The sequence below is a fragment of the uncultured Cyclobacterium sp. genome, from assembly GCF_963976465.1.
Classification (GTDB): domain Bacteria; phylum Bacteroidota; class Bacteroidia; order Cytophagales; family Cyclobacteriaceae; genus Cyclobacterium.
Map to the genome: position 1 here is coordinate 1 of NZ_CAXBOC010000111.1, position 12,416 is coordinate 12,416.

9 protein-coding genes are annotated in these 12,416 nt (G+C 37.8%); all 9 read right to left on the reverse strand.

Annotated features, from left to right (window positions below; all coding sequences use genetic code 11):
• Positions 1 to 47: 47 nt before the first annotated feature.
• The gene (locus AAC037_RS08350; protein WP_339902553.1) at positions 48 to 674 is read right to left on the reverse strand and encodes a glycoside hydrolase family 97 N-terminal domain-containing protein; all 627 of its coding nucleotides are present in this window, start codon (positions 672 to 674) and stop codon (positions 48 to 50) included.
• Between the two features lie 198 nt (positions 675 to 872).
• Positions 873 to 1,736 (reverse strand): GDSL-type esterase/lipase family protein, encoded by an 864-nt coding sequence (locus AAC037_RS08355; protein ID WP_339902554.1) that lies wholly within the window; start codon positions 1,734 to 1,736, stop codon positions 873 to 875.
• 331 nt (positions 1,737 to 2,067) lie between these two features.
• The gene (locus AAC037_RS08360; protein WP_339902561.1) at positions 2,068 to 2,538 is read right to left on the reverse strand and encodes a RagB/SusD family nutrient uptake outer membrane protein; all 471 of its coding nucleotides are present in this window, start codon (positions 2,536 to 2,538) and stop codon (positions 2,068 to 2,070) included.
• Positions 2,487 to 3,605, reverse strand: coding sequence for a RagB/SusD family nutrient uptake outer membrane protein (locus AAC037_RS08365; protein WP_339902555.1), 1,119 nt, complete (start codon positions 3,603 to 3,605; stop codon positions 2,487 to 2,489). Before AAC037_RS08365 ends, AAC037_RS08360 begins: the two co-directional genes overlap by 52 nt.
• Positions 3,606 to 3,622: 17 nt before the next feature.
• Complete coding sequence (locus tag AAC037_RS08370) at positions 3,623 to 6,742, reverse strand: TonB-dependent receptor (RefSeq protein WP_339902556.1); 3,120 nt, start codon at positions 6,740 to 6,742, stop codon at positions 3,623 to 3,625.
• A 769-nt stretch (positions 6,743 to 7,511) separates the two neighbouring features.
• Positions 7,512 to 7,919: a GNAT family N-acetyltransferase gene (locus AAC037_RS08375; protein ID WP_339902557.1), complete on the reverse strand. Its 408-nt coding sequence runs from the start codon at positions 7,917 to 7,919 to the stop codon at positions 7,512 to 7,514.
• Positions 7,920 to 8,072: 153 nt separating this feature from the next.
• Positions 8,073 to 9,674 (reverse strand): RagB/SusD family nutrient uptake outer membrane protein, encoded by a 1,602-nt coding sequence (locus AAC037_RS08380; RefSeq protein WP_339902558.1) that lies wholly within the window; start codon positions 9,672 to 9,674, stop codon positions 8,073 to 8,075.
• Positions 9,675 to 9,684: 10 nt separating this feature from the next.
• Positions 9,685 to 11,628 (reverse strand): SusC/RagA family TonB-linked outer membrane protein, encoded by a 1,944-nt coding sequence (locus AAC037_RS08385; protein WP_339902559.1) that lies wholly within the window; start codon positions 11,626 to 11,628, stop codon positions 9,685 to 9,687.
• On the reverse strand, positions 11,628 to 12,416 hold a 789-nt coding region (locus tag AAC037_RS08390; protein WP_339902560.1), incomplete at its 5' end, for a TonB-dependent receptor plug domain-containing protein. The genes AAC037_RS08390 and AAC037_RS08385, both read right to left, overlap by 1 nt.

Here is a 12,416-nt window from a genome sequence, read left to right on the forward strand (position 1 = left end):
AAATTTACAGATTTCAAACTATAATTACGTCCGATTATTTAAGGGGCCTATACATCAGTGATTTCAGCTTCATGTATGGCCATGAAACTGTTGTCATGAAATTGCATAACAATAGGGGTTCTAACTTTTTCAATACTTTCTTCAGTGCTGATAACAGGTCCTACATTGTGCTTTTCTCCATTGTATGCCCAATAGGTATAGTCTTCCTCAAAATTTAAACTGGTTAATTCCTGATCAATTTTTATACTGTCTTGAATGGCTTCAGATGGAAATTTATACCGATAGGCAAAGCCTTTGTTATAAAGCCTGAATACAATTTCATAAAACTGAGGTGATGGCCCGGTGGTAGCTACTTGCCATTTGTATTCATTATAATGATTATTTACAGTCCTTTGTTTCCCTATTATTGTTTCCCAGGTCTCGTCAACCTCAATCTGTTCAAAGTCCCTAAATGACACATGTTCTGCAAAGCTTAATCCGTTAATTTGTAAACCTAAATTGGAAGATGTAAACAATGTATCAGCACCATTCATTACAGTAAAAGCGCTGGAATTATTAAGATTTGAAATATATACCTTCAACTCCTCATTAGGTGAAAACAACTGAAAATCATCCTTTTTTGAACAGGAAACTAAACTTAACAAAAATAATATTACGGAAATCTTAATTTTCATAGGGGCTACTTTTTACTTTAATGTAGTTAAGTTGTCTATTTGTAGAGGGCCGGAATTTTAATTTTTTCTTATTCAATTTCAATGATTAAGAACAGTATGCAGTAATAATTATTCAAATTTCATACGCTTGTTTTAAGCTATTTCTATTGCAAGTCCAATAATATTTGCCAACTTCTTTTCTAAAATTGTTTCCCTATTTTACTCATCAATACCATCAATATATGGTTGAAGTGCTTCACCCCAAATTTGATAACCGGCCTCATTTGGATGACAAAAATCAAGGGTAAACGCTTTGGTAAGGATCCCATCCGAGTTTAGCATTTTAGATGAAATATCTAGCAATGTTATCCCATTGTCTTTCGCATGTTGCTTCAGTAATTGGTTTGTTTCATTGATTAATAACCTCCGCGAATTATTCGGCATTTCTTCACGAGGCATAATTTCCATCAATACAATTTTTGCATTTGGTGTTTTAGATCGAACACTATTGTAAATAGCAGCAATCCCCTCAAGAATTTCGGCAGCCGTATTTTTTCTGGCATTTTCTGTTTCACTGGTATTGTTGGTGCCGATATGAATAATTACCAACTTTGGGCTTAGCCCATCCAGCTCCCCGTTATTTAAGCGCCAAAGTACATTTTGAGTTCTGTCCCATCCAAAACCTAAATTGAGGACACGGCGATTCTGAAAAGTTGCCTCCCATGAATGTGGACCATTTGCCACTCTTGATGTACCGTCAGCATTTTTTAAGGGGGGAAAATCACCTCCCCAAAAATGGGTTATGGAGTTTCCAATTAGTACAATTTCGGGATCAAGCGTATCCTTTATGCTAAGCACATCTTTATGGCGCTCCCACCAATCGTAACTATCGTCTTCAAGCTTTGGAACCGGTATTATCGCAGTATTGACACGTTTTCCACTACCGCTAACCTCCACTTCGGCGTTTTGCTGCTTACAGCCAAGAATCGAAAGAACTATACAAGAAAAATAAAAAATGCTTATAAATGATTTCGCCTTAAAAAACCTAAATAGTATTATTGAGGCTTCACTATTAATTTTCATAATCGCTAATTTGAAAGCAAATTAAACAAAAGCAACCCAATTACCTTAAGGTAGTCCATTAAACCCAATATTTTCAATAGAACTTCTATTACATAATCCGAAGGAAATGGCAAAACAAAATTTCTGTTCCATTCCTTTCCGTGTATTTTAGATAATAAGCATGATTCCTTTGGGTAAAAACGCAAAAGATTCCGTTTACTTTTCCAAGAATTTGTTCATTGTTTAGTTCAATCATAAGGATTCCCTTAATAGTAGAAAATAAAAAACCACAAACGAGTCGTTTGCGGTTTTTTACTACACTGTTATTCAACTTGTTTTATTCAGATATCCTCTAATAGTTAGGATTTTGTGTGATATTATCATTGATCTCCATTTCAACTTGAGGGATAGGCCATAAATAATCTCGATCAGCTCTGAAAGTTCTGGTCAATCCACTGGTAATGGTTTCCCATTCTCCACTTGCTGTATTGAAGTAATACAGCCCTTCAACCGTACCTACTTTTTCCTCACCAATTTTCCATCGGTTCATGTCATACAGTCTTAAACCCTCAAAAGCCAATTCTACTGCTCTTTCATCCCTGATTATGGCCCTCAATTCTTCCTGAGATTTACCAGTAGTGATGGCAGGCATTTCCACTGTTGGTCTTTGCCTCACCTCATTGATCGCATCATATACTGAATCATCAATTTCACCCAGCTCAATTTTTGATTCTGCATACATTAGCAATACATCTGCATATCGTATTAAAATCATATTGATAGACCCCGTATTAGGATTACCACCATCAGCTTCAAATTGTATCCATTTACGGTAGAAAACTCAGAAGATCTCACCCTATCAGCCGTTGGACTATCCGGAAGGGAATTAAAAGTACTTGTACCTATGGGCTGTCCCGTATAATAGGTCGTATAATTCCAGCGGGGGTCGATGTTTTCAAAAGGATCATCGGGATTCATAGGCCCTTTATATCCATATTTTAAAAACAAGTTGTGCACAGGCTCTACTACAGACCCTCCTCCAATAGATGCTGCAGCATAAGAAAAGGCATTGTAAGTATCCCCTCCCACGGCATATTGTCGGTCAAAAATTATTTCCGAAGAATTCTGACCTGCATATTGAAACAGGGCTTCATAATCAGGGTATAATTCGTAAATCCCTAGGTCCATCACTGCTTTGGCAGCATCTCTGGCCACTGTATACCTTTCGTTTCTATAGGCAATCCGTGCCTTTAATGCTATGGCCGCACCCAAAGTGGCTCTTCCTACCTCCTGAGAATAACTAATTGGCAATTGATTTCCTTGAATAATTTGATCCAATTCAGCAATTACAAAATCAACAACTTCAGATTTAGCGGTTCTCCCGATATGGTCAGTTATTTCTAAAGGGTCTAAAATTAGGGGAACATCACCCCATAGGCTACTTAATTGGGTATAGAAGAAAGCCCGTAAAAACCTAGCTTCTGCTTCGTAACGAGCGAGTAAGTCCTCATCTCCTTGCTCTATCCTGCCGATGTTTGCCAACACATTATTGGCACGCTGAACACCTCGGTAATACCTGTCCCACTGGGAGCCAATGGCTGCATTCACCGGGTCAAATGTCCCCATACACACATCATGAAATGAGCCAGGACCTGATGGGGCTCTAAAGCCAATATCAGTGACCGCATCCAGTTCTTTCACCATTGCCTGACCATCCAATTCTGCATAAATTCCATTCACTGCCAGGTTTGCATCTTTTTCCTGCTGCCAATAGATCAGTTCAGAAACTTGGCCGGGTGGGATTAGGTCGAGCCCATCATCGCAAGAGTATAAGCCTAAAGCCAAATAGCACAACCCTATGTATTTTATAGTATTATTTAATATTTTCATCGCTTTTCTATTTTAAATTAAAAGGTGACGTTTACTCCACCACTGAAAAGTTTGCTGTGAGGGAAGAACTGGCTTCTTCCTCTAGGTGTTTCCGGATCAAAGAGCTCAGTCTCTGTAAATGTCAACATATTTTCACCTGACACATATACCCTCAAATTGGCAACTACATTCTGAGGAATAGTATAGCCCAATTGGAAATTTTTTAACCTCAAATAACTCGTATTTTGCAACCAAAAATCCGATTCCATTAGGTTGGCAGAGTTTCCTGACCTTACCATTGGCCAAGTCCCATTGGGGTTTCGTTCAGGGTGATAGGCTTCTCTCGCCATGGTAACGGGAATAAAATTGGTGTAATTAGGTCCTTCCATCAATGCGCCATCCAATGAATGCTGTTGGCGCAATACTCCTTGCCAAAACATGGAAAAATCAAAACCTTTATAGGAGGCATTGAAACGAACACCAAATTCATACCGTGGGTCTTCATTGCCCATAATGTATTGGTCACCTGCAGGATAAAGGGATTGAGAAATCACTCCGTCTCCATTTAAATCTTCATAAATGATGTCTCCAATACTTACAGTAGGGAAAATAGTGGCCGGATAATTGTCCAGGTCTTCTTGAGTTTTATAAATCCCCGGGGATTTTAAGCCTCTTAAAGAATTGATGGATTCACCTTCAGTCCAAACGGTAAACTTATCCGGGAAAAAAGGCCCTGTACCTTTTAAGTCTTCAATTCTATTGACTACATCTGAAAAATTTATACCAACAGAATACTGAAAACCGCTCTCAGAGGCCGGTGAACCGTGGTAATTAACGGCCAACTCCCAACCTTTATTAGACACTGCAGCTGCATTCTGTACCGGAGGATTATAACCTATGGTTCTTGGGATAGGCAGTTCTATCAAAATATCATCGGTATACTTGTAAAAATACTCAGCAATTACCTCAATTCTGTCATCCATAAATCCCATATCCAAACCAATATTAGACATGGTGGTGGTTTCCCAGGTAATGTCTGGGTTTCCTGCACTGGTAATGGCAGTTCCGGGAACCAGATTATTGTTGAACTGATAGCCGGTTCCCAAATTGTAAGTATTTAGATATCTGTACAAACCTATTCTTTGATTACCCAATTGTCCCCAAGATCCTCTAAGCCTTAGGTCACTGAATAGGCTTCCATCTTTTAGGAAGTCTTCTTCTGAAATTCTCCATCCTGCAGAAAAAGAAGGAAATATACCCCAACGTTTGCCTTCGCCGAACCTTGAGGATCCATCATACCTAACATTCGCTTGAAACATGTACCTGTCATCAAAACTGTAATTGGCTCTTCCAAAAAATGATCTGAGTCTCCACTCCTGTGAGTAACCACCCGTTCTTTGGTTTTGCACATCACCAGCATTGATATCTCTCAGGTCATTGCTGAAAAAATTATCTCTATAGGCCGTTATTTGCTTGAATCGATTGTATATTTCCTCATAACCCGCTGTAGTCTGGATACTGTGCCTATCAAAGCTTTGGTCATAATTCAAATACAGCCGTTGACTTATTTCTCGCTGATTATCTTGGCTTTCAGTGAGTTGAGAAGTTGCAAACCACCCCCCAACATTAACCAGTTCACCGGTTACGTAATTCCTCATTCCTGCCAAACTGTTCTGGAAAATAAAACCATCTGTTGATTCAGTATTTAAAGTTACGTTACCTTCTAAGGAAAGTGCCTCATTGATGGTATAGGCAAAACCTAGTTGACCAAAAACATCATCACTTATCCGACTTGTTTCACCTTCCTGAACCATTGCGCGAGCGTTCCATTGCCCGGAAACCAAGTCATAGGTTCCATCAGGATATTCCATCACGATGTTTCTATTGATATGTAATAAAGCCTGAGTGATGCGTTGCCCTGTAAAACCCGGTCCATTAAAAGCCCTATTTCTATACATCAGGTTGGTTTTAATGGTCAGCTTATCGCTGGCATACATGTCAGAATTTATCCGCATGGTAACTTGTTTGTTATTAAAGTTCTGCAAGATCCCGTCTGTATCAGCATAATTGACAGAAGCGAAAATTCTACCTGATTTCCCCCCACTGGAAAGTGAAACAGAGTGTCTTTGCTGAAATGCATTTGGATTAAAAATACCTCCTTCATAATCTGCAAATGGATATTCTAAAGGATTAGTACCCGCGGCCACATTTTCTATATAGGTTTCACTGTAGGTAGGGCTGGCCCCTACATTTGCCTGAGCCTCATTTTCCAATCGCATCCAAGTAACAGGATCTGTAGGTTCCGGGAAAAAGTTTGGATTTTGCCATCCTACGAAGTTATTGTAACTGATTTTTACTTCTCCTTCTTCGCCTCTTTTGGTGGTTACCAAAATCACTCCATTCGCAGCTCTGGAACCATAAATGGCTGAGGATGCTGCATCCTTCAACACAGTAATGGAAGCAATATTATTGGGTTCTACAGTACTTAGAGATTGTTCTACACCATCTACTAGAATCAATGGGTTTGAATTATTCAAAGTCCCTACTCCTCTAATTCTAATGCTAGTACTTTCATTACCAGGTGCACCTCCATTGTTTTGTATCGTCAAGCCCGGTGTGGTACCTTGAAGAGCCGAGGCAGTATTGACCACCGGCCGTCTGGCTAAGTCTTCACCGGAAACCGTACTAACGGCCCCTGTCACATTGGCCCTTTTTTGGGTACCAAAGCCTACCACCACCACCTCATCTAAGGAAGAGGTAGCTTCTACTAAAGTAACATCAATAATAGAACGGTCTCCTATCATAATTCGCTGGCTTTCAAAACCAATAAATGAAAAAACCAATTCAGATGCTTCCGGAACGGTTAGAGAATATTTACCATCTAAATCCGTAGCTGTACCGATGGTGGTTCCCGGTAAAGAAACCGTCGCCCCCGGGATAGGCTCGCCGTTCTGATCAGTAACTGTTCCGGTAATGGTTACATCTGCCCTAAAGATTGCTAGCGTAGCTTCTCCTTTTAAAGAGTTATTTGAGGCAGGGATTTCTTCATAAAGGACATGGCTATGGCCTTTATGGATGGAGGGGTAAAATAGCTGAATAGCCATAAGGAATATCAATATTTTAATCGACAAATACCCCTTGAGTAGTCGTTTTTTCATAACTTTGTAATCTTTAGTGTTGTTTTAAAAACTGCATTTAAATCAGATCAAATGGATGAACCTGAGAAACTTACCCATTGATCTAATACTTTTACTGAAAGCCATCTATTAATAGATGGCTTTTTTTTGGGAGGTTTTATTACATATAAATCTATTTTATGGTATATGATAAATCGAGAGTCCCTCATTGTAGTTTTGAGGTACCAAAATAAATAAGTTGGGTTATGGGTCAATTGAATATAGAATCATAAAATCCGGCTAGAAATGCGGATTTAAACCAATCTATTACGTTACATACTTTAATTATCCCCTTCTAAAAAATAAACAACATGTGTCACATGTATTTATTTTAAATTTAAAATGGATATCATATAACTTTTTAAATAAGATACCTAATTGCTATAACTTATTGGCGCATTTAGGATAATTCACAATAGCTGTATTAAATTAGATAAAATTCCAGTTATAAGCAATACAAAAGAATAATTCATCAAATAAATCTCACCTTTTAATAAAAAAGAAGGTAAAAGATGGTTATAATGGCTTAAGTTGACCTAATTATAGTTAAGAATTTAAAAAAATAAAAGAAAATCAACATTAAAAATTAAATTTTAAATAATATTAATCTAATATACAGCCTGCGAAGGTACCGATATGGGGTAAAAGTAAGCATTTGGGTTGGGGACATTCATCATGACAAATCATTTTTTTTGCCCGGCCATGATTTAAAAAGGAGTCTACAGCTTAAATTCAATAATAAGTAGATCTCTTAATGTTCATCTCCTTGGTAAATCCACATTGCCCGGGTGTCACCTGCCACCATAAATCCGGATTTTTCATAAAACCCAACAGACTTACCATCTGCTGTTAACATATGCATATGGAAGTGTTCATAATTCTTTTTGAGTTTTGCTATAATATTTCGCCCTATTCCTCTCTTTTGATAGTCCGGATGAACCAATAAGTGAGGATAATAAACGACCAGGTATCCATCAGATATTGCATTTCCAATGCCCACCAATTTTTCACCCTCCCAAGCAGAAACCAATGCATGAGAATTTAGAAGTGCCTTTCTCAATTGTTTGGGTTTATCTGCGGCAGTCCACTTATTTGCCAGGTAAAGTGCTACGATCTGTTTTTCGTCAATTTCACGGGTTTCCGAATAAGTAATTTCCATAATTTACTTTTATTGAGGGCTAAAGTGTTGGGAATCTTGTTTGCCAATGTACTTTCGTAAAGATCATTCGATAATTTACAAATTAAAACCACTAAAAATAAAAAGGCCCACTTAATAAGTAGGCCCTTTAATAGTAAAGAAATTTGTCAATTATTAATATCCCGGATTTTGAGTTAATCCCGGTTCCACTCTTAAACTGTTTTCATGAAAAGGCCAGCGGTAATTATGCGGTTGGAAAGAACGGTCCTCAATCTTTAAAGAAACCATTTCTCCATTTTCCATACGCGTATGTCCCAAGGCAGGTTGATTTAATACCTCTTCCGCTATTTCCCATCGAATTATATCTTCATACCTGAGTCCTTCTCCTGCAAATTCAATTCTTCTTTCATTTCTGATCAGGTTGATCCAATCTTCTTGACTAAAATCACTGTATTCTGCTCCGGTAACATCAGCTATGCTCATGTCTAATCCAGCCCTTTGTCTAATCATATTGATGCTTTCCAATGCCAAATCATCAATGTCATTCAACATGATTTTAGCTTCAGCATAAGTTAGCAACACCTCAGCATAACGTAGCAATCCAAAATCAAAATTTCCTCCAGACCTAAATGCGTCAGCTTCGGAGACAAATTTCTTAAACCAGAACCCCGATTTACTTGCTCTCTGATTTTCGAAAAACATTGGATTATTGGTATTGTAGATATCTATTGGCTCACCGTAAAATGTATCGCCATGTCCCATTATACTAGATTCATACCTTGGATCTCTATTTAAGTTTGGATCTAGTAAATACTCTTCTTCGGTATGTAGCGGGCAATTTGAGATAGGCCTACCTTGGAGGGTCCAATATGAATCTACCAAGGACTTTAGTGGGACTACATACGATTGACCATTTCCTGTACGATAATGTGGGCCTAAATCTCGAAATGAATTGGTCGCACTGTTGTTATGGCTTTGCATATCGAAGTGCATTATAAATTCATTGTTTGTTGAGGCTCCTTCATATTGAAAAAGTTCCTCATAATTTGAATACAATTCATACTTTTCACTGTCCATTATCTCTTTAGCTAATTGGGCAGCTAATTCATAGCGACCATTGTACAATGCATACCTCATGGTCAGTGCCTTGAATGAATATTTATTGAACATATACTTGTCTGAGGTATACTCATCTTCCGGTAAACGTGAGGCAATGTCATCAGCTAAAGGAAATAGCTGGTCCAAAATTTCTTCTTTAGGCGTAGTAGGCTGAAGTGCATCTACTAAATCAGCAGGCTGTAAATGAAAAGGAACATCTCCCCATCTGAAAGTAAGCTTAAAATAATGCCAAACGCGAAGTGCTTCTAAAATGGCTTTATATTTCGTCCTTACTGCCTCATCTTCTACATAGGGGATATCGGCATTATCCACAAAAGTATTTAACCTACCTAAATGCTTCATTTGTAACTCGTAGTAAAAAAGAAATGCTGATGTAGTACTATTGATATTTCCATTAGCTATCCTTTGGTGATGATGCCCATCTACCCTACTGTATGCATTATCAGATTTACCTTCCTCCATGTAAAATAAAGTCTGATGAGAACTTGGATGAGTAAAAACATCCAAATAACTACTATAAACTACCCTACGTAAATCCTCTTCATCGTTAAAGAATTCTACAAATGAGGTTGCTGTTGGATCCGTTTTATCAAGAAATTCAACACAACCTGTAAGGCTAAGTCCAATTATTGCGAATATTATTAGTATTTTTTTCATGGTTTCCTTCTTAATTTATAGTGGCTTTAACTCCCAAACTAAAAGTTGCCATCCTCGGATAATTACCATTTCCTCCATCTCTTTCCGGTTCTAAACCTTCCCATTTAGTGAAGGTAATTGCATCCTGAGCATTAAAATATATTCTTACGCTGTTAATATTGCGTCCAATTTTAGGAACAGTATAACCTAATTGTAACATTTTCACCCTAAAGAAAGCCGCATTGCTAAGCCAAACATCACTTAGTACAGCATTAGGACTAGAACCTGTCCAAACCCTAGGGAAACGGCTATTCGGTGTTTCCGGTGTCCATCTGTTATTCATGTAATATTCTCTAGGAGCACCAAGGTTATTATTAACACCATCCATTAAAACCGGATAGCCTTCCATTCCATTTAATCTACCTAGCCTTTTACCTACTCCCTGCCCTAGAAAATTAAAATCCCATCGGCGGAATCTTAAGTTGAAATTAATAGAATAGTTTAGGTGAGGAAAAGGATCTCCGAGATTAATTTTATCTTCATCATTAATTACACCGTCACCATTTTTATCCTTGTATTTGATATCACCTGGATAAGTATTGGGTAATTTTGCTTCTGTACCGTCTACATCCTCCCAAGTCTGGAAATATCCGTCACTTTCGTAACCAAAATAGTTGTCTATTGCTATTCCTTCATACCAGATTTTATCTTGATTACTTTTAAAAATTAAGGTATCAGAACGATTATAACCTGCTTTAAGCACACGGTTTTGGTTATCAAAGAAGATTCCACCAATACTATAATCTACTTCTCCGACCTTATCGGCATAATTAGCAGAAAACTCCCAACCTTTGTTCTCTACCTCACCAATATTCACTGAAGAAGTTAAATAATAAGAACCTGTCAATGGTGGTACCGGAAAGTCAGAGTATATTAAGTCATAAGAGAATTTATGGTAATATTCAGCCGTCAAATTTAGCTTATTATTAAATGTGGTCAGGTCCAAGCCAAAATTTGATTGTCTTTGTTTTTCCCAACTAAAATCAGGGTTTGGTACGCGCATGGTCCAACCCCAAGTATTGACTACTTCCTGCCACAAATATGGGTTGACGTTTTCATTACCGATTAACCCATAAGATGCCCTAAATTTTAAATTATTTACAAGCCCGGAGCTTATCAATCCATTCATAAATGACTCATTGTGAACATTCCATGCAAAAGCACCGGAGGGAAAGAATCCCCATCTATTGTTAGGTGCAAATTTACTTGACCCATCACCTCTGGCTGTTACTTCTATTAAGTACCGGCTATCATAAGAATAATTTAATTTTGTAAAAAAGGAAGATTTAGAAAACTCTCGGTAATCTGTGTAAGTATTGTTCATTATCTCCGCACCACCCAATAAGTAAATCTTATCTTGGCCTTGTCTAAGATCCTTTTCATAATTTATCAATGCTCTTGCTGTAACCTGACTTTGGCTTACTCCTTGACTAGCACCAACCGAATTACTCCAAATATTCACAGGCTTGCCATCGCCATCAAAAAACTTATAGGTCAATCTTTTATACTTACTGGCTGACTTATTAATCATATAGGAGACATTACCTTCTACACTTAGGTTTTTATTAATAAAATACTTAGGTCTAAGGTTAATGGTACTTCTATCATGCAAAGCATTCCAAGACCCTCCATGCTCAATTGAAGCAAGCGGATTGATATTGTTATGAAGAATATAATTGTTCTCTAATTCTGATTCATAGAATATGGGCTGGGTAGGATTCATCCTCCAAGCAAGCTGATAAAGTCCATGTCCATCATTATTTGCTTGAAGTCTGTCTACTTGTAACCTATGTGCATAAAAATCAGCAAGCAAAACAAATTTATCTGCTATATTAATATTGGTATTGAATCGAGCGGAAAACTTATTGGATCCTTCCAATTCATTCATCCCGTTTTCATCGATATAACCCAACATTAAATTGAAGGTCCAACTCCTCCTCCTCCTGAAATACTGGCAGAAGTATTGTGGGAATAGGATTGACGTTGCATAATCTCATCAAGCCAGTTGACATTTGTATAATTCCCACTTTCTGCAGCGGTTATGTCTGCATCAGAAAACAATAAAGATTGGCCTTGATAGCCTCTTGCTTCATTGTTGAGTTTCATATAATCTGAAGCACCCACAAAATCCGGTAAATCTATAGGATTATGTAGTGCTCCCCAAGAATGTAAGTTGACCTTAAACTGACCAGTTGTACCCCGATCTGTTTCGATAATAATCACCCCATTCGCTCCTCTTGAACCATAAAGCGCAGCGGATGCTGCATCCTTTAATACCGTAATATTTTTAACTTGATTAGGATCAATATCTGTAAGAGATTGCTCCATTCCATCAATGATAACCAAAGGACCGGCATTTTGTAAAGTACTTATACCCCTGATTGATATAGACCCAGGCACACTACCGGGAAGGTTATTTCCTTGCATCAATGTAACACCAGGAATGGTTCCACTAAAAGCTTCTTCCAATTTAAAAATAGGGCGGCTTTTTACTAAATCCATGTCAAGTTGCTCGACAGAAGAAGCCAAATGCTGTCTTTCAACCTCACTAAAACCTACTACTACCACTTCATTTAAATCCACACTTGATTCTTGAAGGGTTACATCAATGGTATTTTTTCCTTCAGTACTAATTTCCTGACCATTAAACCCAATCATATTAAAGATTAAGGTAACCTCTCCAGGAACTGAAATACTATATGT

What these genes read in the sequence shown, in the direction of transcription:
- AAC037_RS08385 (WP_339902559.1), bottom strand. Translation starts at nt 11,628, where the DNA reads ATGTTGGGTTATATCGATGAAAACGGGATGAATGAATTGGAAGGATCC.
- AAC037_RS08375 (WP_339902557.1), bottom strand. Translation starts at nt 7,919, where the DNA reads ATGGAAATTACTTATTCGGAAACCCGTGAAATTGACGAAAAACAGATC.
- AAC037_RS08370 (WP_339902556.1), bottom strand. Translation starts at nt 6,742, where the DNA reads ATGAAAAAACGACTACTCAAGGGGTATTTGTCGATTAAAATATTGATA.
- AAC037_RS08355 (WP_339902554.1), bottom strand. Translation starts at nt 1,736, where the DNA reads ATGAAAATTAATAGTGAAGCCTCAATAATACTATTTAGGTTTTTTAAG.
- AAC037_RS08350 (WP_339902553.1), bottom strand. Translation starts at nt 674, where the DNA reads ATGAAAATTAAGATTTCCGTAATATTATTTTTGTTAAGTTTAGTTTCC.
- AAC037_RS08365 (WP_339902555.1), bottom strand. Translation starts at nt 3,605, where the DNA reads ATGAAAATATTAAATAATACTATAAAATACATAGGGTTGTGCTATTTG.
- AAC037_RS08380 (WP_339902558.1), bottom strand. Translation starts at nt 9,674, where the DNA reads ATGAAAAAAATACTAATAATATTCGCAATAATTGGACTTAGCCTTACA.